The organism is Nocardia inohanensis NBRC 100128 (assembly GCF_001612945.1).
Taxonomy (GTDB): domain Bacteria; phylum Actinomycetota; class Actinomycetes; order Mycobacteriales; family Mycobacteriaceae; genus Nocardia; species Nocardia inohanensis.
The window spans coordinates 1-23,280 of record NZ_BDBK01000009.1 but is presented as its reverse complement, the minus strand read 5'-3'; the positions used below and the strand labels follow the sequence as shown (position 1 = coordinate 23,280).

At 67.2% G+C, this 23,280-nt stretch carries 20 protein-coding genes and 1 pseudogene; 10 read left to right on the top strand and 11 right to left on the bottom strand.

Annotation, left to right across the window (positions count from 1 at the left end; translation table 11 throughout):
- Nucleotides 1-55 precede the first annotated feature (55 nt).
- From NI1_RS19620 to NI1_RS19605, 4 genes are all read left to right on the top strand, one after another.
- Nucleotides 56-931 (top strand): alpha/beta hydrolase, encoded by an 876-nt coding sequence (locus NI1_RS19620; protein ID WP_067822814.1) that lies wholly within the window; start codon nucleotides 56-58, stop codon nucleotides 929-931.
- 75 nt (nucleotides 932-1,006) lie between these two features.
- Nucleotides 1,007-1,606: a sulfite oxidase-like oxidoreductase gene (locus NI1_RS19615; protein WP_067822811.1), complete on the top strand. Its 600-nt coding sequence runs from the start codon at nucleotides 1,007-1,009 to the stop codon at nucleotides 1,604-1,606.
- Nucleotides 1,606-2,325, top strand: coding sequence for a ferredoxin reductase (locus NI1_RS19610; RefSeq protein ID WP_067822809.1), 720 nt, complete (start codon nucleotides 1,606-1,608; stop codon nucleotides 2,323-2,325). Before NI1_RS19615 ends, NI1_RS19610 begins: the two co-directional genes overlap by 1 nt.
- Nucleotides 2,326-2,329: 4 nt before the next feature.
- A complete protein-coding gene (locus NI1_RS19605; protein ID WP_067822806.1) occupies nucleotides 2,330-2,626 on the top strand; it encodes a DUF6510 family protein in 297 nt (98 codons plus the stop codon).
- On the opposite strand, the gene NI1_RS19600 is transcribed toward NI1_RS19605, so the two are convergent.
- The gene (locus NI1_RS19600; RefSeq protein WP_067822803.1) at nucleotides 2,627-3,493 is read right to left on the bottom strand and encodes an alpha/beta fold hydrolase; all 867 of its coding nucleotides are present in this window, start codon (nucleotides 3,491-3,493) and stop codon (nucleotides 2,627-2,629) included.
- A gap of 236 nt (nucleotides 3,494-3,729) precedes the next feature.
- Entirely contained in the window at nucleotides 3,730-4,473 is a 744-nt protein-coding gene (locus NI1_RS19595; RefSeq protein WP_067822800.1) for a DUF4191 domain-containing protein, read from the bottom strand.
- 335 nt (nucleotides 4,474-4,808) lie between these two features.
- Here NI1_RS19595 and NI1_RS19590 point away from each other — a divergent pair.
- Nucleotides 4,809-5,772, top strand: a pseudogene (locus NI1_RS19590) (GmrSD restriction endonuclease domain-containing protein).
- A gap of 10 nt (nucleotides 5,773-5,782) precedes the next feature.
- Here NI1_RS19590 and NI1_RS19580 read toward each other — a convergent pair.
- The 6 genes from NI1_RS19580 to sucB all read right to left on the bottom strand — a co-directional run bounded on the left by NI1_RS19580 (nucleotide 5,783) and on the right by sucB (nucleotide 13,231).
- Nucleotides 5,783-7,978: an elongation factor G-like protein EF-G2 gene (locus tag NI1_RS19580; protein ID WP_067822794.1), complete on the bottom strand. Its 2,196-nt coding sequence runs from the start codon at nucleotides 7,976-7,978 to the stop codon at nucleotides 5,783-5,785.
- Nucleotides 7,979-8,158: 180 nt separating this feature from the next.
- Nucleotides 8,159-9,199, bottom strand: coding sequence for a lipoyl synthase (gene lipA, locus NI1_RS19575; RefSeq protein ID WP_067822848.1), 1,041 nt, complete (start codon nucleotides 9,197-9,199; stop codon nucleotides 8,159-8,161).
- A 22-nt stretch (nucleotides 9,200-9,221) separates the two neighbouring features.
- Entirely contained in the window at nucleotides 9,222-9,971 is a 750-nt protein-coding gene (gene lipB / locus NI1_RS19570; RefSeq protein ID WP_067822791.1) for a lipoyl(octanoyl) transferase LipB, read from the bottom strand.
- Nucleotides 9,968-10,510, bottom strand: coding sequence for a GNAT family N-acetyltransferase (locus NI1_RS19565; RefSeq protein WP_067822788.1), 543 nt, complete (start codon nucleotides 10,508-10,510; stop codon nucleotides 9,968-9,970). The genes lipB and NI1_RS19565 overlap by 4 nt, the downstream gene beginning before the upstream one ends.
- 45 nt (nucleotides 10,511-10,555) lie before the next feature.
- Complete coding sequence (locus NI1_RS19560; RefSeq protein WP_067822786.1) at nucleotides 10,556-11,452, bottom strand: TIGR01777 family oxidoreductase; 897 nt, start codon at nucleotides 11,450-11,452, stop codon at nucleotides 10,556-10,558.
- 9 nt (nucleotides 11,453-11,461) lie between these two features.
- Nucleotides 11,462-13,231 (bottom strand): 2-oxoglutarate dehydrogenase, E2 component, dihydrolipoamide succinyltransferase, encoded by a 1,770-nt coding sequence (gene sucB, locus NI1_RS19555; protein ID WP_067822783.1) that lies wholly within the window; start codon nucleotides 13,229-13,231, stop codon nucleotides 11,462-11,464.
- A 560-nt stretch (nucleotides 13,232-13,791) separates the two neighbouring features.
- Here sucB and NI1_RS19550 point away from each other — a divergent pair.
- The gene (locus NI1_RS19550) at nucleotides 13,792-14,586 is read left to right on the top strand and encodes a helix-turn-helix transcriptional regulator (protein WP_245663310.1); all 795 of its coding nucleotides are present in this window, start codon (nucleotides 13,792-13,794) and stop codon (nucleotides 14,584-14,586) included.
- Nucleotides 14,587-14,643: 57 nt separating this feature from the next.
- Here NI1_RS19550 and NI1_RS19545 read toward each other — a convergent pair whose 3' ends face one another.
- Nucleotides 14,644-16,146 carry a leucyl aminopeptidase gene (locus NI1_RS19545; protein ID WP_067822777.1) on the bottom strand — a complete coding sequence of 501 codons (1,503 nt, stop codon included), beginning with the start codon at nucleotides 16,144-16,146 and terminating at the stop codon, nucleotides 14,644-14,646.
- Nucleotides 16,147-16,359: 213 nt separating this feature from the next.
- Nucleotides 16,360-17,145 carry a TetR/AcrR family transcriptional regulator gene (locus NI1_RS19540; protein ID WP_067822774.1) on the bottom strand — a complete coding sequence of 262 codons (786 nt, stop codon included), beginning with the start codon at nucleotides 17,143-17,145 and terminating at the stop codon, nucleotides 16,360-16,362.
- A gap of 92 nt (nucleotides 17,146-17,237) precedes the next feature.
- Between NI1_RS19540 and NI1_RS19535 the strand changes: the two genes are divergently transcribed.
- Both NI1_RS19535 and tuf read left to right on the top strand, forming a co-directional pair.
- A complete protein-coding gene (locus tag NI1_RS19535) occupies nucleotides 17,238-17,852 on the top strand; it encodes a GNAT family N-acetyltransferase (RefSeq protein WP_067822771.1) in 615 nt (204 codons plus the stop codon).
- Nucleotides 17,853-18,022: 170 nt separating this feature from the next.
- Nucleotides 18,023-19,219, top strand: a complete 1,197-nt coding sequence (gene tuf / locus NI1_RS19530) for an elongation factor Tu (protein WP_067822767.1) — start codon at nucleotides 18,023-18,025, stop codon at nucleotides 19,217-19,219.
- 18 nt (nucleotides 19,220-19,237) lie between these two features.
- Here tuf and NI1_RS19525 read toward each other — a convergent pair whose 3' ends face one another.
- Nucleotides 19,238-20,698, bottom strand: a complete 1,461-nt coding sequence (locus tag NI1_RS19525) for a sugar porter family MFS transporter (protein ID WP_084523443.1) — start codon at nucleotides 20,696-20,698, stop codon at nucleotides 19,238-19,240.
- Nucleotides 20,699-21,337: 639 nt separating this feature from the next.
- Here NI1_RS19525 and NI1_RS19515 point away from each other — a divergent pair.
- Both NI1_RS19515 and NI1_RS19510 read left to right on the top strand, forming a co-directional pair.
- On the top strand, nucleotides 21,338-22,744 hold the full coding sequence (locus NI1_RS19515; protein WP_084523442.1) for a toxin glutamine deamidase domain-containing protein: 1,407 nt from the start codon (nucleotides 21,338-21,340) through the stop codon (nucleotides 22,742-22,744).
- An 11-nt stretch (nucleotides 22,745-22,755) separates the two neighbouring features.
- Nucleotides 22,756-23,055, top strand: coding sequence for a YrhB domain-containing protein (locus NI1_RS19510; protein ID WP_067822758.1), 300 nt, complete (start codon nucleotides 22,756-22,758; stop codon nucleotides 23,053-23,055).
- Nucleotides 23,056-23,280 lie beyond the last annotated feature (225 nt).

Below are 23,280 nucleotides of genomic sequence, written 5' to 3'. Positions count from 1 at the left end.
ACAGCTCTGAGCTGGGATCGCGGCGGGTTGCTGTTGTTGTGCTGATGGAGGATCCATGGGAGAGGGCTACCGGAGGTTCAGCCGGCGGTCGTTGTTCGCCACCACGGGTCTACTGGGGTTGGCCGCGGCCGGTGCGGCGATGAGCTCGGGCGTCAATGCCGCCCCCGGTGAGGTGCACCGCGAGCTGAAGGCCGTATTCGGCATCGATCCGGCGATCAAGACCGAACGGGTGTATTCGGCGGCGCGCGGGCGCGAGGTGAACGTGGTCACCATCCTGCCGCCCGGCGTCCCCACCGAGGGCCTGCCCATGTCACTGCTGCTGCACGGCCTGCACGGCAATGCCCACGATGCCGCGGTCGGCGGCCTGTCCGAAGTCCTTGCCGCCGCGGTCGCCACCCGCCTGGTCCGCCCGTTCGGATTCCTGGCCGTGGACGGCGGCGACAACTATTGGCACCCACGGCAATCCGACGATCCGATGGGCATGCTGCTCGACGAGGCCCCGCAGTGGCTGGCCGCGCGCGGTCTCGGCGGCCCGGGCGGCGAACCCTTCGCCTGCACCGGCGTCTCCATGGGCGGCTTCGGCGCACTGCTCTACTCCCGCCGCCGCAACGAACGCGGCCGTCCGGTCAACGCCACCGCCGCCATCTCGCCCGGCCTCATCACCAACTGGCCGGAGATGAGCAAGCGCAATGCCTTCACCAGCGCCGACGAATGGGCGGCCATCGACCCGCTGCGCAATATCGACAAGATGGGCCCGGCCCCGACCGGTGTCTGGGTGGGTGACGGCGACAAGTTCGTCCAGGGCTGCCGCCAGTTCATGAGCACCGCGCCGCTCGAGATCGCGCGGGTGACTCCGGGCGGGCACACCGAAGAGTATTGGCGCACCATCACTCCCGACGTGGTCGGTTTCCTCGGCCGCCACGTGGGCTGATTGCCCGTTTCGCCCGGGTAGCCCGGCGTACGCTGTTTCCTGGTGCGCTGCCGTGCCACTCGGAAGGAGCGTCGTGTGAGTACCTTCTCGCCCGGATTCCAAGGCCGTCCGCGGCCCCGCAGCGATCGCACGCCACCCGGCCAATATCTGGTCGAGGACTGGCCGGTGCTGTCGGCGGGCCCCACCCCGAAGGTCGATCTCGATCGCTGGCAGTTCACCATCACCAACGAGACCGGTCGCTCCTACAGCTGGAGCTGGCCGCAGCTGATGTCCCTGCCGCAGGACCGCCCGCACGTGGACATCCACTGTGTGACCCGCTGGTCCAAGCTCGATACCGACTGGCAGGGCGTCTCTTTGGACGCGCTGTTCGAAAACGTCGAAACCCAAGCCGAATACGCGCTCGTCTCCAGCTACGGCGGCTATACGACCAACCTTCCGCTGGAGAATCTCCTGGATGGTCAGGCGTGGATCGTGCACAGCTTCGGCGGCCAGGACCTGACGCCCGAGCACGGCGGCCCCGCACGGCTGCTGGTGCCGCACCTGTACTTCTGGAAATCGGCCAAGTGGGTCAAGGGGATTCGGCTGCTCGACTCCGAGGAGCTCGGCTTCTGGGAAGCCGCCGGATATCACAGCTACGGCGACCCGTGGCGTGAACAGCGCTACCAGGGCGATTGATGCGCTGGCAGGCCGCCGAACTGGTCGCCGACCGGTTCGAAACCCCTTCGGCGCGCACCCTGATCCTGCGGGTGCCCGGCTGGCCCGGACATCGCGCCGGCCAGCATCTGGATGTACGGCTCACCGCCCCCGACGGCTATCACGCCGAACGCAGCTACTCCCTCGCCGCACCCGCCGACGGCGACCGCATCGAACTCACGGTGCAGCGGGTCGCGGACGGCGAGGTCTCCGGCTACCTGGTCGACGGCCTGCCCGTCGGCGCGCAGATCGAAGTCCGCGGCCCGGTCGGCGGCTGGTTCGTCTGGACCCCCGAAATGGACGGCCCGGCGGTGCTGATCGCCGGCGGCTCCGGCATCGTCCCGCTCGCCGCGATGCTGCGCGCCCGCCGGAAGTCCGGTGATACCAACCCGTTCCGGCTCATCTACTCGGTGCGCACCCCGGACGAGCTGTACTACCGCGACGAATTGCGGGAATGGCGCGATGCGGGTGTGGAGGTGTTCCTCGCCTACACCCGCACCGCGCCGGCGGGCGAAGCCAGAGCGGCCGCCCGCCTCGCCGCCGACGAGATCGCCACGCGGGCCCTGCCGCCCGCCCCCGACGTCACCTGCTACGTCTGCGGCCCGACACCCTTCGTCGAATTCGCCGCCAACGCACTGGTAGCCGCCGGACACGACCCCGCGATGATCAGAACCGAACGCTTCGGACCGACCGGAAAGTAGCGCCATGCCGATCCCGTACACCTACGCCGCCGGCGCCGTCGAGGAAGCTCACCTCGACGGAAACGCCCTGGGCGGAATGCTTTCCGAGATCTTCGCGATGGACCCCACCGGTTGCGCCTGCCGCTGTGGCGGCTGCGGCATGGTCGAGCCGCTCGCCCGGGCCCTGGTTTATACCCAATGCCCGGGCACGGTGGTTCGGTGCTGTCACTGTTCGGCGGTGGTTCTTCAGATCACCGTCACACCGAACGGCCGGTGGGTGCTGTTCGGCGCGGGAGCGTCGCTCTGCCTGCCGGTGAGCTGATCACTTCAGCGTGCGACCCAGGAAATCCCTGATGAGCGCGGCGATTTCGTCGCCGTGGGTTTCCAGGGCGAAGTGGCCCGCGTCCAGTAGGTGCAGTTCGGCGTCGGGCAGGTCGCGCAGGTAGGCGCGGGCGCCGTCGGGGCCGAAGATCTCGTCGTGTTCGCCCCAGGTGATCAGGGTCGGGGGCTGGTATTCGGCGAAGTATTTCTGGAAGTCGGGGTAGCCGTCGAGATTGAGTTTGTAGTCGGCGAACAGCTGCAACTGGATCTCCTTGTTGCCGGGGCGATCCAGGTAGTGCTGATCCAGGGTCCAGGTGTCGGGGCTGACCCGGTTCAGCCGGTCCGCGGGCACGCCGTGGGTGTATTGCCATGTGGTGGCGTCGAGTTCCAGCAGCTTGCGGACGGCGGGTTCGTGGGTGGCGCGGTCGTTGGCGTGGGCGAACAGCACCTCCCAGAAGGGGGTGAATCCTTCGAGGTAGGCGTTGCCGGATTGGGTGATCAGCGCGGTGACCCGTTCGGGGTTGCGGGAGGCGATCCGCAGTCCGATGGGTGCGCCGTAGTCCTGGATGTAGAGCGCGAACTTCTCGAGGCCGAGGGTGTCGAGCAGTTCGAGGGTGATCTGGGTGAGTTTCTCGAAGCTGTAGTCGAATTCGTCGACCCGCGGCATCGCCGATTGTCCGAACCCGATGTGGTCGGGCGCGATCAGGTGATAGTCGTCGGCGAGCGCCGGGATCAGATTCCGGAACATCGCCGAACTGGTCGGGAACCCGTGCAGCAGAACCAAAGTCGGCTTCGACGGGTCACCCGCTTCCCGGTAGAAAACATCCTGCCCCTGGATCTGCACGGTGTGATGCTGCACGGCGGTCATGGTCTCGTCCTATCGTCCGTCAGGTCAGGCTCTCTAACCTGTTATCGATAGTTAGAAGGTTAGAGCCGGTGGGATCATTCCCGCTCCGCCGAACTTTTTTCGCGAATTTTCCAGCGGCCCAGCCGAATACGTCCTGACCAGCCCGAACGCAAACCGGCCCGCACCTCGAAGGTGCGGGCCGGTTCGGCGCGAGGGGTTCGGGGCGAAGCCCTGAGAGTCCCGAGAGTTGTGTCTACCTACCTGCGGCGCATGCTCCGCTGCACGCCACGCATCTTCGCCCCGGCGGGCAGCGGCCCCTTCGGCAGCGCCGGTCCACCACGGGTGGCGAGCGCCGACAACCGGCCCTCGATCAGATCCATCCGCTTGGCGTCGATATTGCGCGGCAACTTGGTCAGGTACCGCTGGAGATCCTTGATCGCGACCTGATCGCCCTCGTTGCCGATGACGATGTCGTAGATCGGGGTATCGCCGACCAGCCGCGACACCTTCTTCTTCTCCTGCGCCAGCAGCGACTTCACCCGCGACGGCGAGCCCTCGGCGACCAGGATCACGCCCGGCAGGCCGATCACCCGATGCACCGCGTCGAGCTGCGTGGTGGCCGCCACACCCGGCGTCACCCGCCACTTGCCCTGGAGGTTGTCCAGCACCCAGGCCGCCGCGCCCGCCTGGCCCTCGGCCTTGGCGTACACGTTCTTCTGCACCCGGCGCCCGAACAGGATGAACGCGGCCAGCGCACCCAGCAGCAGACCGATCGGCAGCAGGAACCACTGGAGTCCGAAGATGAACCCGATCACCAGGAATACCGCGGTCACGCCGACGAAGGCGGCGGCCATCAGCGGCAGCAGCGCCTTGTCTTCCTTGCGCTGCATCTGGAACGCCTGCCAGAGCTGCTGACGACGTTCCTTGGACGCCTGCTTGCGCTGGGCCTTCGCCGCGGCCTTCGCTTCCTTCGACGGGTTACCGCCCTTACCTGCTGCCATGCTGTCCAGAATAGTGGCCGGGTACCGGGCGTTCGCGACTGGACCGGCCGGTACGCGTGGATTGCCCCACCGGGAGCCCCTCGTCCCGCCGAACGGGATGCGCCGGAGCCGGACGCCCGCCATCTCCGCGAAGCGCTCGCAGGTTTTCAAGCGCCGGGCGCGAGCGAGTTCACACCCCGTCGACCAGCTCTCGTACCGCCTTGCCGCCAACCGCTTTTCGATATGAAGCGCCGGCGGGTCACCTACGGCGCGGCATCGCGGTCCTTGGTCAAGCGCGCTCTAATCTGCTGTTCTGGAAGCACTTACGCGAGTCGATCGAGGGGGAATGGACGCACATGCGGTTGCGTAACCATCGAAAGCCGAATACTCCGAGCAAGCCCACCGCACGACGCGCCCGACTATCCGTGGCCGCGCTGCTCACCACCGCGCTGGCCGTCACCGGTTGCACCGACGCCGCCGCCCGCACCACCGAGAACACCGGCTCCGGCGGCGGCATCCCCTCCACCTCCGATGCCCGCGCCGTCCTGGATACGCTCGCCGTGAAGGGCCGCGCCCCCAAAACCGGTTACGCGCGAACCCTGTTCGGCGACGCCTGGACCGACGACGTCGACGTGGCCGGCGGCCACAACGGCTGCGACACCCGCAACGACATCCTGTCCCGCGACCTCACCGCGCTCACCTTCAAACCCGGCACCCGCGACTGCGTCGTCCTTACCGGCACCCTCGCGGACCCCTACACCGGCGCGACCATCGAATTCACCCGTGGTCAAGGCACTTCCACCGCCGTCCAGATCGATCACGTGGTCGCCCTCTCCGACGCCTGGCAGAAGGGCGCGCAACAGCTCTCCGACCGCGACCGCGCCAATCTCGCCAACGACCCCCGAAATCTGCTCGCCGTGGACGGCCCCACCAACCAGCAGAAGGGCGACGCCGACGCCGCCACCTGGCTCCCGTCGAACAAGTCCTACCGCTGCACCTACGTCGGCAAGCAGATCGAAGTGAAAGCCGCCTACAACCTGTGGGTGACGCAGGCCGAGAAGGACGCCATGAACCGCGTCCTCGACGCCTGCTGATTCGAGAAATAGAAGAAAGAAGCTCGTGAAGAAGTTCCTGACCCTGTTCGCCGTGCCCGCCATCGCCGTGACCGCCCTGGCCGCCGGAGCGCAGACCGCGAATGCCGATGTCTACTACAAGAACTGCTCGGAGGCGCGGGCCGCCGGCGCCGCCCCGATCAAGCAGGGCGAGCCGGGCTACCGTCCCGCCCTGGACCGCGACAACGACGGTGTCGCCTGCGAGTAATCGCGCGAAATCAGCCCGCGCTCTTGGCTTTCGACTGGATGCTGTCCGCGAGTTGGGGTGGCATGGGTTCGTGGCGGACGTAGTTGCGGGTGAAGCTGGCTGCGCCGTGGGCCAGGGAACGCAGGTCCACGGCGTAGCGGCTCAGTTCGAGTTCGGGGACTTCGGCTCGGATCGCGGTGCGGCCGAAGCCGACCGGTTCGGTGCCCAGGACTCGGCCGCGGCGGCTGGAGAGGTCGCCGAGGATGGGACCGACATAGCTGTCGGCGACCACCACCAGGACTTCGGAGATGGGTTCCAGCAGGTTGATGCGGGCGGCATTCGCGGCTTCGCGCAAGGCCAGCGCCCCGGCCATCTGGAAGGCGGCGTCGGAGGAATCGACCGAGTGGGCTTTGCCTTCGAAGAGGGTGACGCGCACATCTACCAGGGGGTATCCGGCTACTACGCCGCGGGTGGCTTGCGCGCGGACGCCTTTCTCGACCGATGGAATGAACTGGCGCGGAACGACTCCGCCGACCACCTTGTCCACGAATTCGATGCCGGAGCCTTCCGGAAGCGGGGCCACTTCGATCTCGCAGATGGCGTATTGACCGTGTCCGCCGGATTGTTTGACGTGCCGGCCACGCCCGGTCGCCGAAGTACCGAAGGTTTCGCGCAACGCCACCTTGTGCTCGATCACGTCGACCTGCACACCGAACCGATTGCGCAGGCGTTCCAGCGCCACATCCCGGTGCGCTTCACCCAGGCACCACAGCACCAGTTGATGGGTGTCGGGGTTCTGCTCCAGCCGCACCGTCGGATCCTCGGCCACCAGCCGCGACAAGCCCTGCGAGAGCTTGTCCTCATCGGCCTTGCTGTGCGCCTTGACGGCCACCGGCAGCAGCGGATCCGGCATCGACCACGGTTCGATGAGCAGCGGAGCGTCCTTGGCGGACAAGGTATCCCCGGTCTCGGCCCGCGACAGCTTGGTCACGCACACGATATCCCCGGCGATGGCCTGCCCGAGCGGCCGCTGCTGCTTGCCGAACGGCGCCGATACCGCCCCGATGCGTTCGTCCACATCATGATTGGCGGTCTCGTCCGGCCCGTGCCCGCACACGTGCACCGTGTCATCGGCGTTCAAGGTCCCGGAGAACATGCGCACCAGCGACATTCGCCCCACGTACGGGTCGGAGGCGGTACGGATGACCTCCGCGGCGAGCGGCGCTTTCGGATCGCAGCACAGCGGCGCGGACTTCCCGTTCGAACCGGTCGCGGCCAGCGGATGCTCGGCGGGCGTGGGGAAGCCGCCGACGATGAGATCCAGAATCTCCACCGTCCCCAGCCCCTGCCTCGCCCCTTCCGGCGGCGGCGCGGCGATCAGCACCGGATGGAAACTCCCGCGCGCCACCGCCTTCTCCAGATCCGGTACCAGCGTCGCGAGGTCGATCTCCTCGCCGCCGATGTACCGGTCCATCAGGGTCTCGTCCTCGCTCTCGGCGATGATCCCCTCGATGAGCCGATTCCTGGCCTCCTCCAGCAACTCCCGCTGCTCCGCGGAGACCGGCGTCTCGACCCGCTCCCCGGTCGCATAGTCGTACACATGCTGGGTGAGCAGATCGATCAACCCGATCACCGGCCGATGCCCGTCCGCCCCTTTCTCCCCGTACACCGGAAGATGCAGCGGCAGCATGCTTTCCGACCGTCCGCCGCCGAGTATCTCCCGGCAGGTCTCTGTCATATCCTCGAAATCGGCGCGCGCAGTATCCAAATGCGTGAGCACAATGGCGCGCGGCATTCCCACATACGCGCACTCTTCCCACAAAGCCAGCGTCGCCCCGCTCACGCCCTCCACGCCCGCGGCGGCCGAGAGCACGAAAAGGGCCGCGTCCGCTGCACGCAGACCGGCCCTGAGTTCCCCGACGAAATCCGCGTATCCGGGAGTGTCGAGGAGGTTGATCTTCCTGCCGTCCCACCCCATCGGCACCACCGATAATTGCACCGAGCGATGTTGCCGCTGTTCGATATCGTCGTAATCCGAGACCGAGGTCCCGTCCTCCACCCGCCCGGCCCGCACCACCGCCCCGGTGGCCACCGCCAGGGCCTCCACCAGCGTGGTCTTGCCGGATCCGCTGTGCCCGACCAGCACCACATTGCGTATGTCGTCCGGCCGCTCGGCCGTGACCACCTTGCCGTTGACGCCGCTCGACGTCGCTGTTCGCTCGACCATTTGGCTCGCTCCGGGGTCGATTCTGCGGGTCTATCAACCTTCCCACCGCCGGGGCGATCACGTCCACGATTCCGCCGAGTTGGCGTTTACCGGCATTTCGACGCGCCGCCGACCGGCCGCATCACCCGGAAAACGAATGCGGCCCGGACTCGAAAGTCCGGGCCGCACCTGCGCGCGATATCAGGAACCGTAGCGCGCGAGCACGCTGGTGGCTTCCTGCGAAGCGGTGCCCTCATCGGCGAGGTGCGCCATTTCCGGCGCGATCTCCCGCCCGTGATGCCGCATGGCCTGCGCGTAGAGCCGGCCCGCGCGGTAGGAGGAGCGGACCAGCGGCCCGGCCATCACACCGGCGAAGCCCATCTCCTCGGCGGCCTTGGAGTGCTCCACGAACTCCTCCGGCTTCACCCAGCGATCGACCGGGTGATGCAGCGGCGAGGGCCGCAGGTACTGGGTGATGGTGAGGATGTCGGTCCCGGCCTCGTGCAGATCCCGCATGGCCTGGGTGACCTCCTCGAAGGTCTCGCCCATGCCGAGGATGAGGTTGGACTTGGTGACCAGCCCCGCCTCGCGCGCCGCGGTGATGACCGCGAGGGACCGCTCGTACCGGAACGCCGGACGGATGCGCTTGAACACGCGCGGCACCGTCTCGAGATTGTGCGCCAGCACCTCCGGCCGCGAATCGAACACCTCGGCCAGCTGCTCGGGCACGGCATTGAAGTCGGGGATCAGCAGTTCGACACCGGTGTGCGGGTTCAGCCGCTTGATGGCGCGGACGGTTTCCGCGTACAGCCACGCGCCGCCGTCTTCGAGATCGTCGCGCGCCACACCGGTGATGGTCGAGTACCGCAGACCCATGGCCTGCACGCTCTCGGCCACGCGCCGGGGCTCGTCACGATCGAGCGCGGCGGGCTTGCCGGTGTCGATCTGGCAGAAGTCGCAGCGGCGGGTGCACTGTTCCCCGCCGATGAGGAAGGTCGCCTCGCGGTCTTCCCAGCACTCGAAGATGTTGGGGCAGCCCGCTTCCTCGCAGACCGTGTGCAGCCCTTCGCGTTTCACCAGGCCCTTGAGTTCGGAGTACTCGGGTCCCATGGTGGCGCGGGTGCGAATCCATTTGGGCTTGCGCTCGATCGGGGTCTCGGCGTTGCGCGCCTCGATGCGGAGCAGCTTCCGGCCATTGGGTGCGGACGGATTGTTCGATGCCGGGGTATCGACGGAGGTCACTTTGTCCACCCTACGCTCGTGATCATTCGGCCTCGGCGGGCACCGGTACGGTGCGCGCGAGGGTGTGCTCGGTGATCGGCAGGTCGCCGTCGAGCGCCCGCGTGATGGCCTCGGCGAGCAGCGGAAGCACCTCGGCGACGGTCACTTCGCGGCGCAGTTCACGGGTCAGCGTGGTCACGCCGGCATCGCGGATACCGCACGGCACGATCGCGTTGAAGCCGTCGAGCGAGGAGTTGCAGTTGATGGAGACGCCGTGCATGGTCACCCCGCGCTGCACGCGCACCCCGATGGCGGCGACCTTGCGTTCGGGCAGGAAGTCGTTCGCGGCGACCCACACTCCCGAGCGCCCGTCCACCCGGCCGGTCGTCAGTCCCAGCTGCGCGCACACGTGAATGAGCGCTTCCTCCAGCCGCCGAACGAATTTCACCACATCCACGGGTTCGGCCAGCCGGACGATGGGGTAGCCCACCAATTGCCCCGGCCCGTGCCAGGTGATCTTGCCGCCGCGATCGACCTCGACGACCGGGCTGCCGTCCACGGGCAGATCCTCCGGTTCGGTGCGTCGCCCGGCGGTGAAGACGAAGGGATGCTCCAACAGCAGCAGCCGATCCTGCCCGATGCCCTCGGCACGCTCGGCGGCGATCTCGCGCTGCTTGGCCCAGGCGTCGTTGTAATCGATCAGGCCCAGTTGCTCCACCAGCAGGGGAGTGCTGTCGAAACGGGCCGAGGTGGTGGCCGATGTGCTCGGAACGGCGGTAGTGCTCTCGCTCACGACGCCGACGTTACGCCATCGCGGAACACGATCTGCATGAGCGTCAGATCCATCCACCGATCGAACTTGTAACCGACCTCCGGCATTTGCCCCACGATGGCGAAGCCGAACTTCTCGTGCAGGGCGATGGAGACGGTGTTGCTCGACTCGATGGCGGCGATCATGGTGTGCACGTCGCCCTTTCGCGCCCGATCGAGCAGTTCGCTCATGAGCGTGGTGGCCACGCCCCGGCGGTGGAAGCGGTCGGCCACGTACACCGAATTCTCCACGGCGAAGCGGTAACCCACCTTCGGGCGGAACTGCCCGTAGCTGGCGTATCCCGCGACCGCGCCGTCGATTTCGGCGACCAGGATGGGATGGCCGGCGGTCCGGCGCGCCTCGAACCAAGCCCGGCGCTCGCTCAGGTCGGCGGGCTCGATATCCCAGATGGCGGTGGTCTCGGCGATGGCGGTGTTGTGGATCGCCAGGATCTCCGGCAGATCGCTTTCGCGCGCGTCACGAATCAGGAGATCGGGGCGAACAGACGGTTGGTTGCTCACGGTCTCACGCTATCGGTGGAACCGGTGTGACCTGTATCGCGCCCGTTAATCTTCGCCGACCGTGGCGTTGAGCGCCGCGCCGATGGTCGGATGCTGGAACTGGTATCCGGCTGCTTCGAGCACGGTCGGAATCGCCCTGGGGCCGTGCAGGATTCCCTCGTTCGCGAATTCGCCGACGGCCAGCCGCAAGGCGAACGCGGGGACCGCCAGGGGAGTGGGGCGATGCAGTGCGCGCCCGATCGCACGGGTGAATTCGGCATTGGTGACCGGTGCCGGGCCGACCATGTTCACCGGCCCGGAGATCCGGGATTCGGTGAGCGCGAAGATGATTCCGCCGACCTCGTCATCGATGGAGATCCACGGCACGTACTGGCGGCCGTTGCCGAGCCGTCCGCCCAGCCCGAGGTAGTACAGCGGATACAGCATCCCGAGCATGCCGCCGTGCCGTGACAGCACCACCGCCGAGCGCAGCAGCACCGTGCGCACCCCCGCATCGGCGGCCGGTTGCGTGGCGGCTTCCCAATCCACGCACAGCCCCGCCAGGAAACCCGTTCCGGCAGGCGAGGATTCGGTGACGACCCGATCCCCGCCGCTGCCGCCGTAGTAGTGCACGCCGCTGGCATTGACCAGCGTCGGCACGCCCGCGGCGGCGACGGCGGAGGCGATCACATCGGTCGGGATGATCCGGCTGTCCCGCAGCTGCTGTTTGTAGCTGCCGTTCCAGCGCCGGCGCCCGATCGACGCACCGCACAGGTTCACGACGGCGTCGGCCCCGTGCAGTGCGCGCAGATCGAGGTTCTCGCGGGCCGGGTCCCAGGTGAATTCGTCCCGGGCGTGCACGGGACGGCGCACCAGACGGGTGACTTCGTGCCCGTCGCGGCGCAATGCCGCGACGAGCGCCGTCCCGATCAGCCCGGACGACCCGGCGACCACGACCTTCATCGCGAATGCCTACAGGCCGAGGTCGCCCTCGAAGCCCGCTTCCTCCAGCCGGTGACGGATGGTGGTGAGGAAGCGGCCCGCGTCGGCGCCGTCGATGAGGCGGTGATCGTAGGTCAGCGGCAGGTAGGCCATCGAACGGATGCCGATGTATTCGTTGCCGTCGTCGGTGATCACGATGGGGCGCTTGACGATCGCGCCGGTGCCGAGCATGGCCGCCTGCGGCGGCAGCAGGATCGGCGTATCGAACAGCGCGCCCTGCGAGCCGATGTTCGTGATGGTGAAGGTGCCGCCCGCCAGCTCGTCCGGCTTCAGGCCGCCGTTACGCGCCCGGTTGGCGATATCGGCGATGGCCCGCGCCAGGCCCGCCAGCGACAGGTCGTTGGCGTTCTTGATGACCGGCGAGAGCAGACCCTGATCGGTGTCGACCGCGATGCCCAGGTTGACCACCGAGTGGTAGGTGATCTCCTTGGTGTCCTCGTTGTACGAGGCGTTCACGTTCGGGTGCACGGCCAGGGCTTCGATGGCGGCCTTGGCGAAGAACGGCAGGAACGTGATGTTGACGCCCTCCCGCTGCTTGAACGTGGCCTTCGCGCGGTTGCGCAGGGCGGCCACCTTGGTCATGTCGACCTCGTGCACCTGGGTCAGCTGCGCGGTGGTCTGCAACGATTCCCGGGTCTTGGTGGCGGTGATCTGCCGGATGCGGCTGGCCTTCTGGACCGTGCCGGGCAGGTGCGCCAGCGACGGCCGCGGAGCCGGGGCAGCGGCGGCGGGCGCGGCGGCCGGCGCCGAAGCGGCCGGAGCGGCGGCGGCCGGGGCCGGAGCCTTCTTGGCCTCCGCGGCGGCGAGCACATCCTGCTTGCGGATGCGGCCGCCGACACCGGAGCCGGTGACGGTGGCGAGGTCGACGCCGTTCTCCGAGGCCAGCTTTCGCACCAGCGGGGTGACGTAAGGGCCGCCGCCGTTGGTGGAGGGCTCGTCGGCCGGAGTCGCACCGGCCGGGACCGGGGCGGGCTTCTGCGTGGGAGCCGGAGTGGGCGCGGGGGCCGGAGCCGGGGCAGGCGCGGGAGCCGCGGCGGCCGGAGCCGGAGCGGGCTTCTGCTCGGGAGCCGGAGCCGGAGTCGGAGCCGGGGCGGGGGCGGGGGCCGGAGCGGCGGCCGGGGAACCGGAGCCGATCACACCCAGCTGACCGCCGACCGCGATCACATCGTCTTCCTGCGCGGAGATCTCCAGCAGGGTGCCCGCGACGGGCGACGGGATCTCGGTGTCGACCTTGTCGGTGGAGACCTCGAGCAGCGGCTCGTCGACCGCGACCTGATCGCCGACCTGCTTCAGCCAGCGGGTGACGGTGCCCTCGGTGACGGATTCGCCGAGCTCGGGCATCTTCACCGGGGTGCCGTCGGCGGAGCCGGAGGCAGCGGGCGCGGGGGCCGGAGCCTCGGCGGCGGGCTGCGCGGCAGGCGCGGGAGCGGGTTCCGGCTCGGGTTCGGGAGCGGGTGCGGCGGCTTCGGGCGCGGGCGCGGCGGCCGGGGCGGAAGCCTCACCGGCATCACCGATCACGCCGAGCTCGCCGCCGACCTCGATCACGTCGTCTTCGTTCGCCACGATCTTGACCAGCACACCTGCGACCGGGGAAGGGATCTCGGTGTCGACCTTGTCGGTGGAGACTTCGAGGAGCGGCTCGTCGACCTCGACCGTGTCTCCTTCCTGCTTCAGCCACCTGGTCACAGTGCCCTCGGTGACGCTCTCACCAAGAGCCGGCATCTGGACGGAGAAGGCCATAGTCCTCTGACTCCTCTGACTGCTCGTCGGGTTAAACAGCTTCGTCCCCGGCGGGTCTGCCACCGCGGTTGCGGTGCCGGACCACACGCCACCGATCGGTCTGTGGCGTCCGGAGATCCGTGTTGGTTCTTGTTCCGGTTCACCATCCTTGCACTTGCCCGCGTGCAACGTGTCACAGGGCAGTGGTTCCGTCGACCTCGCTGTGTCGCAAACGTGATGGTGAGCGCGGTCGCCGGGGCCTCAACTGGGGTGATAGCCAAGCGCTGCTGAAAGGGATGTGCCGCACCGGCTCCGGTCCGGCGCATCGCCCGAGGGCGGGCCGGGGTGGGCCGCGAAGTCGGCGCGCCGCTCCGCATCCGCACTACGACGTGCGCAAGGGTTATCCGCGGCGCATGCGGGACCGTGACGCGCGCTGGTGAATTGCGCGCCACCGGGAGCAAGGTTAATCGCTGGCAAATTGCCTGTCCTGCTATTGGTCTGGACCACGATCGGCCTGCTATACATGCATGAACCGCGGACAGTGTCCGTGCGCTACGGGGATGTATGAGGGATAGCGGGCGGTGTTGGAAGAAAAGAACGGTCCTGGGGAGCGACCGCTCAAGCTCCCGACTTTCGGCAGCGTGCTGCGGCACCTGCGGGACTCGCGCGGTATTTCGCGGGAGCGATTGGCGCGCGGTGCGCATCTGAGCGTCAGCTATGTGACGCATATCGAAACCGACGACCGGGACCGGCGGCCCACCCGAACCGTGGTGGAGGCCCTGCTCGCGGCCTTGGATCTGGTCGAGCCGGTGGGTGATGCCGATCGCCGGCACCTGTTCGACCTGGCCCGGGTGGCCGAACTCGATTCGCCGTCGGCGGCCGACCTGTCCGCCGCGCTGCCACCGGATCTGCGCCGCGGCCTGGTGCAGCACGACCCGAATCCGGCCGCCTATCTCGATACCCGCTCGAATGTGCTGGACTGCAACGAATCCTACGATCGCACCTTCACCGGCTTGCTCGACAACGGCAATATCCTGCGCTGGGTGTTCGCCGACGAACGCTCCAAACAGGCGCTGGTGGAGTGGGAGTACGAGGCCCGGCTCACGGTCGGCCTGGTGCGCGGTTTCATCGGCCGCTCCGATAATCCGCACTGGTGGAGCGAGCTGCTCGAGGAATTGAGCGAATACCCGGATTTCCGCCGGATCTGGGATGACAACGAAACGGTCTTCGGCCGCGACGTCCTCGGAATGCATCTGCGCGATCCGGCGGGCCGGGAATCGCGGCTGGATCTGCAAGTGTTCCAGGTGGATTCGGTCGAATATCACGACCGGCTGCTCTTCGTGCTCGGTCTGCCGGCCGTAGCGAATCCCGAGTAATCTTCCGAACGTGAACGGCCCCGGCCACTTTCGGTGACCGGGGCCGTGTCGCGTGAACTACTCCGCCGCGATGTCCTCGATGGTCGCGATGAGGGTGCGCACCGGTACGCCCGTACCGCCCTTGCCGATGTATCCGAACGGCCCGCCGGTGTTGTAGGCCGGACCCGCCACATCCAGGTGCGCCCACTGCACGTCCTCGGGCACGAACTCCTTCAGGAAGATGCCCGCCGACAGCATGCCGCCCCAGCGGTGCGGTGCGACATTGGCCAGATCCGCGATCTTGGAATTGATATCGGCCCGCAGCTCCGCCGGGAACGGCATCGGCCAGCCGTTCTCGCCGACGCCCTGCGAGATCTTGGCGACCCGGTCCCGGAACGCGTCGGTGCCCATCACGCCCGGGGTGCGGGTGCCGAGGGCCACCATCTGCGCGCCGGTGAGGGTGGCGACATCGATCAGATAATCCGGGTCGTCCTCGCTCGCCCGCACGATGGCGTCGGCCAGGATCAGCCGGCCTTCCGCATCGGTATTGAGCACTTCCACGGTGGTCCCGCCGTACTGGGTGAGCACGTCGCCGGGGCGCTGCGCCGTCGCGGAGGGCATGTTCTCGGCCATCGGCACGGTCGCGGTGACGGTGACCGGCAGGCTCAACCGCGCCGCCAGCAGCGTGGTGGCGATGACCGCCGCCGCCCCGCCCATATCGGAGGTCATGTTCTCCATGTTCGCCGCCGGCTTGATGGAGATGCCGCCGGTATCGAAGGTGATGCCCTTACCGATCAGCGCGACCCGCTTGTCCCCACCGGCGTAGGTGATCCGCACCAGCCGCGGAGGCCGCGAGGACCCCTTGCCGACCCCGATGATCCCGCCGAACCCCTTGGCCTCCAGCTCCTTCTCATCGAGCACCTCGACCTGAAGTCCCGCCGCCTTCGCCAATTCCGCTGCCCGGTTGGCGAATTCGCCCGGGAACAGATCGCTCGGCGGCGTGTTCACGAAATCCCGTGCGGTAGCGACGGCTTCGGCCACCGCCTGCGCCCGGAACAGCGCCTCTTCGCCGAATCCCGCCTCCGGAACCAGGAATTCGATCCGCTTGACCGGCAGATCGCCCGCCTTGGGCGCGGACTTCGTCTTGTACGGCGTGAACTGATAAGCCCCCAGATAGAACCCCTCGGCCGCCGCCCCGATATCCAGCCCCGACAGCGTGGTCACCGCGGTCCCGACCCCGGTCAGCGACCGCCCCGCCACCCCCGCCGACTTCCGGATCTGCTCGGCATCGACCTTCTCGGCGGCCCCCAGCCCCACGGCCAGCACACTGTCCACACCCAGCCCCGCGGGCGCCGGCACCCGGGTCAGCTCCTCGCCCTTACCCTTCGCGCCGACCGCGCGCAGCGAACTCAGCAGCGCCGCCCGAGTGTCGGCATCCAGTACATCCTCGAAAACGTCCGCAGGCGCGATAACCGGCCCGTCCTCCGACGACGTGAGTCCGATGACGAGCACATCGGCCTGGCCGATGCCCTCGGTGCGTACCAGTTCCGGCCCGAGCGAACGATCTGCAACAGCTGTCATGGGAAACCACGTTACTGCGCGCCCCGTCGGCGAGTCGGTTGGGCGCGTCGGCGTTGCGCACTGCCGATCGTCCGGTCGATGCTCACACAACGGCTGCCGCCTGGGTTCCGGCTCGGCACCCGTGGTCCGGCGGATGATTGCGAGTTACGAATGCGGTTGTCCTGCCGCAGGTTCAGGTTCGGACGGGCGGCGGCCCTGCATTCCGCCGGCTGATCAGCGTCCGCCCGCGGCCGGGAAGTACCGCGCGGCGACCCCGTCGAGCAGCAGCTCGATCCCATCGGCGAGCAGCTGGTCGAAATCCAGGTTCAGCCCGTTCGCGTCGGCCGCGGTGAGATGCCGCGCCAGCGTCGGATGCGTATCCGGTCCGACCAGCTCCACCGGATTCCCGGCCCCCGCCCCCACCGGCGCGCGCTCCGAGCTCGGCAGCAGCGCCAGCCCCTGCACCAGCCCCGACATGGCCAGATAGATCGACATCATGGTCTCCCGGGTCATCCCCGGCCGATCCAGCGTCACGAAGATCCGCTCCAGGGTGTCCAGCAGCGCGGGCCCGATCGGCGGGCGGGTCTGCGCGAGCACCGGCAGCATCCACGGATGTCGTTGATACAGCTGCCATTCCGCGTGCGCCTCCGCGGTGAGCCGCTCCCGCCACCCGTCCGCCGCCACCGGAACCCCTTCGGCGAGTGTGTATTCCGCCATTTCGGCGAGCAGCGCATCCCGATCCGGGAACCGCCGGTACAGTCCCGCCGTCGCCACCCCCAATTCGGTCGCGAGCCGCCGCATGGACAGCCCTTCCAGGCCCTCCCGATCCGCCAATTCGATCGCCGCCCGCACGATCCCCACCGTGGTGAGCCGCTCCGGCCGCACCCGCCGACGCGGGGGAGCGGCCCGCAACCGCGCCCGATACGCCCGCGCCTGACAGGACCGCGAGCAGTACCGCCGTCGCCGCCCCCGTTCACGCGCCGCCAGCTCGCCCCCGCACACCGCGCATCCACTTTTCATCACACCACCAAGTGTGACGAAATCTTCGTAATCCCGCCGTAGCCTCCCTACCTTGGCTGATGAAACACCGTTCACAAACAGGAGGTCGTCAGATGCAGAATCAGCCGCTGGTCCGCCGCGCACAGCTCTCCGAAGCCGACGAGGTGGCCCGGGTCTTCGCCCGCGCCGCCGTCGACGAGGTGGTGACGGCCTGGATCCTGGACGACCACCCCGAGGTTCAGGAACGCTTCCGCACCGACCACGCCCCCGAAATGATCGAGAAGGCGCTGACCGACGACGAAGTCTGGATCGCGGGCACCGATTCCGAAATCTGGGCGGTCTCCATCTGGCAGACCCTGGCCTCCCCGGAGCGTGCCGCGCTGGAAGCCGAGCAAACCCGCAATCTGGCGGAAGAGCTTCCCCTGCAACCCTTCCGGCGCATGGCCGCCCTGACCTCGATCCTCGCCGGAACCCACCCCGCCGACTACCCGTACCGCTATCTCCAGGTCATCGTCACCCTGCCCGAGCATCGCGGTAAGGGTGCGGGCCACGCCATCATCACCGATCGCGTGAAGGCCGCCTCCGCCGACGGCCTCCCCGCCTACCTGGAGGCCAGCACCGACCGCTCCGCCCGCCTCTACCAGCGCTGCGGCTTCGAAATCTCCGGCCCGCTGATCCCGCTCCCCGAGAACGGTCCCACCCTGCGCCCCATGTGGTTCCGCGGCTGAGCCCCGGCGTCGGGGACCGTCAACGGTCCTCGACGCCCGATTCGCCCCGTTTCCGGCCTTTTCCGGACCCGCGTGCCTACGCTGAAATCGACACCGCCGTCGGGCATGCTCCGCGGTGTCCCCATCCTCCGATGCCCGCCCCGGATCGCAGGGCGCACAGGAGGTTTCCAGTGGCGAAGGCGAAGTTCCAGCGCACCAAGCCGCACGTCAATGTCGGCACCATCGGCCACATCGACCACGGCAAAACCACGCTCACCGCGGCCATAACCAAAGTCCTGCACGAGAAATATCCGGACCTGAATCCGTTCACCCCCTTCGACGCCATCGACAAGGCCCCCGAAGAGCGGCAACGCGGCATCACCATCTCCATCGCGCATGTCGAGTACCAGACCGAGAACCGCCACTACGCCCACGTCGACTGTCCCGGCCACGCCGACTACATCAAGAACATGATCACCGGCGCGGCTCAGATGGACGGCGCGATCCTGGTGGTGGCCGCCACCGACGGTCCGATGCCGCAAACCAAGGAGCACGTCATCCTGGCGCGCCAGGTCGGCGTCCCGAAAATGGTTGTGGCCCTGAACAAATGCGACATGGTCGACGACGAGGAAATCCTGGAACTGGTCGAGATGGAGGTGGCCGACCTCCTCAACGAATACGACTTCGACGGCGACGACACCCCCGTGGTTCGCATCTCCGCCTATCAGGCCCTGGAGAACCCCAACGGCGACTGGGGAACCGGCATCGTCGAACTCCTCGACGCGGTCGACAACTGGATCGACACTCCCGCCCGCGAAGTCGAGAAGCCCTTCCTCATGCCGATCGAGGACGTCTTCACCATCACCGGCCGCGGCACCGTCGTCACCGGCCGCATCGAACGCGGCATCCTCAAGGTCAACGCCGAAGTCGAGATCGTCGGCATCCGCCCCAAGACCACGAAGACCACCGTCACCGGCATCGAAATGTTCCGCAAACTCCTCGACGAGGGCCAAGCCGGCGAGAACGTGGGCCTGCTGCTCCGTGGCATCCGCCGCGAAGACGTGGAGCGCGGCCAATGCGTCATCAAGCCCGGCTCGGTGACCCCGCACACCGAATTCGAGGGCCAGGCGTACATCCTCTCCAAGGAGGAAGGCGGCCGGCACACCCCCTTCTTCAACAACTACCGCCCCCAGTTCTACTTCCGCACAACCGATGTCACCGGCGTGGTGACCCTCCCCGAATCCGTCGAGATGGTCCTGCCCGGCGACAACGTCTCCATGAGCGTCAAACTCATCCAGCCCATCGCCATGGAACTGGGCCTCAAATTCGCCATCCGCGAGGGCGGCCGCACGGTGGGAGCGGGCCAGATCACGAAGATCATCAAGTAGCCCGCTCCCGGCGCCGGCTCACCCCATCTCTTCGAGCGACTTCCCCTTCGTCTCGGGCACGAACTTGAGCACGAACGGAATCGAGAGCAACGCGAACACGGTGTAGATGACATACGTGCCCGACAGGTTCCAGTCCGAAAGACTGGGGAAGCTCGCCGTGATCACCCAGTTGGCGATCCACTGCGCCGAAGCCGCCACGCCGAGAGCCGCCGCCCGCAGCTTGTTCGGGAACATCTCCCCGAGCAGGACCCACACCACCACACCCCAGGACAGCGCGAAGAACAGCACGAAGCAGTGCGCCGCGACCAACGCGGTAAGCCCCTGCGCATTGGGCAACTCCACCGCCCCGTCGGCGCCCACGGTCTTGGCCGAGAACGCCCACGCCTCCGCCGCCAGCGACAACGCCATGCCCGCGGATCCGATGAGCGCCAACGGCTTCCGTCCGATCCGGTCCACCAGCGCCATCGCGATCACGGTGCCGAAAATATTGATGATCGACGTGGTGAACGAATAGAAGAACGAACTGGTCGGATCGATCCCCACCGACTGCCACAGCGTCGACGAGTAATAGAACACCACATTGATCCCCACCAACTGCTGGAACACCGACAACCCGACGCCGATCCACACGATGGGCAGGAACCCGAACCGCCCACCCAGCAGATCCCGGAACGTCGACCGATGCTCACTCTTCATGGCGTGCTCGATCTCCCGAACCCGCGCGTCCAGATCCGAGCTCTCGCCTTCCACCTCGGCCAGCACCTTCTTGGCCTTGCCGATCTTCCCCACCGAGATCAGATACCGCGGCGACTCCGGAATCGTGAACGAGAACAACCCGTACAGCACAGCCGGCACCACCATCACCCCCAACATCCACTGCCAAGCCTCGATCCCCGCGATCTCCCCGCGCTGCTCCCCACCCGCAACCTGCAAGATCCCGTAATTCACCAACTGCGACACCGCGATACCGGTAACGATCGCCGCCTGCTGAAACGAAGCCAGCCGCCCCCGGTAAGCCGGCGGCGAAACCTCCGCAATATAGGCAGGCCCGATCACCGAAGCCATCCCGATAGCAATCCCGCCGAGCACCCGCCACATAGCCAGATCCCACAGCGCGAACGGCAACGCCGACCCCAGCGCACTGACCGTGAACAACCCAGCCGCGATCCGCATAACCAGGATCCGCCCGATCCGATCCGCGATCCGCCCCGCAATGGCGGCCCCGATCGCACACCCGATCAACGCGATAGCGACAACCTGCGCCAACGCCGCCGACCCGATGTCATACCGATCCCGGATAGCCTCGACCGCCCCATTGATAACCGAGCTGTCATACCCGAAGAGGAACCCGCCCATAGCGGCCGCCGCGGTAATAAAGATGACGTACCCGAGACTGTCCGCCCCCGCCGGCCGATTCCCCGATGTGTGCGCACCCGTCGACGTATCCACCCAGACTCCTCTGTCCAGATCCGGAGCCATCCCGCCCCGAACCAACCGCACGAGCAAGAACCAGCGAGCACATCACCCCAAGGGCAACTACCCGTGACTGTTGTTGCTGCTGTGTAGCTTGTCAACAGACCGGGCTGTTTGCTTTCCGGATCTGTCCGGCCTGCGCGGCATTGCCGCGTCGGGCAGCGGCCGAACACATCGGCCTCGATGGCACCAGCGCCGCCGCGACCAACCAGGCGGACTCGACCCTCGAACTCCCGGACGTGACGTAATGGCCGGCCACCGCGTCAACCTGACCGGCATGCAGTAGTTGATCGAGCCACCGCGACTTTGGAATCCGAGATCGATGCAAGCGCGACCGCGATCGAATCTCGCGTCGACGCGCCGCCTGTCTCATGGGTCGGAGCCTCGGCAATCGCACACAAGGCAGCGCACGATCGGCGAGTGACAGCGGTCGCCGAGATGCGGACCGCCCTGCGAACACTTCGCGCGAAGCTGCAATCCGCCCGCGACACCTATGACGGTGTCGGTGCCACGAACGAGGGGATGTGGCCGTGACCGTTCCGGTCATCCTCTGCCGAGCCGAGGAATACCACTCGGCGGGCGAAGTATTCGGCACTCTCGCCACCGACGGCACCATCGTCTAAACAGCGCTGCTCGGCGTACTCAATGCAGGCAAGGGCATGGGCGGGCAGCGACAGTATCGGCCAGCAGTGGGCGACGTCTTACGACGAGGCGACAGGTCTTGCATTGCACGCCGCCGAACGTCTACTCACCGCCTCCACCACCACTGCGGACCTCATCACCGTAGGTGCCCACAACCACGAAACGGGTGAAGCCGCAGCCGATTACGGTGCGTTGGAACCCCCACCGACGCCACCGGCGTGGCCGACGCCGTGCCTCGTGACCCAGGCTGCCTCTGCCGCAGGCGACGGACTTCCCGAACCCTTCGGCTGGTCCACTGTGAAAGACGCAGTCGGCGCCGCCTGGCCCAACGGCCACCAAGGAGAACTCCGAGCCGCCGAAACCGGATGGCACGCAGCCGCCACCGACTTCCGAGCCCTCGCCTGCCGAATCCCACGAGCCATCGAAATGCTGGGCAACCAGCAATCCAAGGAGATCCCCAAGGCCATTGCCGCGTGCCGGCAACACCAAACCGACCTCGACAGCCTGGCCGATATCTTCCAGACCCTCGGCGACTCCTGTGGCCAGTACGCCCAGCACCTGGACGACGCACACCACCAGATCCTGGACGAACTGAAAGAGTTGGCAGCCGAAGCCCTCATCGGCGAGATCTTCTTCGCCGCGCTGGCCCCGGTCACCGCCGGTCTCTCCGAAGCGGCCGGCAACACGGCACTGGGCATCCGCATCGGTATAAAGGCCCGCCGCATAGCCACGATCATCGGTGAATTGGCCACGCGTGCAGCCGAGATCACCACCAAACTGGTGAAACCCCTGGTCGAACGCATTCGCCCTCTGCTTCAGAAGATCCAGAAGTGGGTGAACGAGGCCAAGGCCACGGTGTGGCGCCGTAAGGCGCCGGGTGGTCCTGGCGCGCAAGAGGCGATGGGGGACTTGGCCGACGGAGCCGTACTCTCGAGCGCGAACGCCGACCAGCAACTGTTCGACCAGCTCTTTCCTGAACTCACAGAGGTCAACCCCATGTTCAAGTCGGGGGAGTGGGGCTTTCAGAACAACTGCCAATCCTGCGTGGTCGCGGTCGAGCAGCGACTGGCCGGACACGAGGTCACCGCAGTCCAGCGGCCGAACCCACTCACCAACGGTGGCATCGATTTCACGTGGCCCGACGGCGTGCTCAACGCAGTCGGCAACGGCAAGACCTTTCAGCCGATCTCCGGATACACCGAGATCGAGGCGCAGCTCCTCGCCGACGGACCCGGCTCGCGCGCGGTCATCCATGGCATGCGCGGACCGGACGCGAACGGTCTCCCACAGGCTGGTCACGTCTTCAATGTCGTGAATCGCGATGGCAAGATCTTCTACGTCGACGGTCAGACCGGTGGTTGGGCGAACCTCGAGAACTACGCCAACTTCGAACTCTTGCGGACCAACTGATGGAGAGGCAGATGGATCGAAACCAAGCCAGGCAACGTGCCGAAGCGTTCTTCCAGGAGTTCACCGGCGGGCGAGAGACCCCCTACATGGTCTACCCCGAACCGACCGATCACGGTTGGTGCTACCTCTTCACCTGGAACACCAAGCGATACTTCGAAACCCGCGATATCGCCGACTCGATGGGTCCAGGCAGCGGACCCATCGCGGTCGTCAAAGCGACCGGGGACGCGTGGATGCTGACGAGCGCGCCCTCTTTCGACATGCAACTCGATCGCTACGCCCGGGAACACGGCATCGACACCGCGGTCTGATCTTCAAACCATCGAAGGACGCCTGGAAACACGCTGGTAGAAGCGCGATTTGACTTTGGTTCGCAGCAACACGTAACTTATTCCAGGTCAGAGCGACACGGACACCGACCCGGAGCCGAGAGGTACTGGGAAAACGAGGTTGGACGAAGAGCGCCTGACGATCGAGTAAAGCTCGACCGACCAGCGGATTTGGTTCTGCCGGGCGGCCTGAGCTAAGCTTCACCA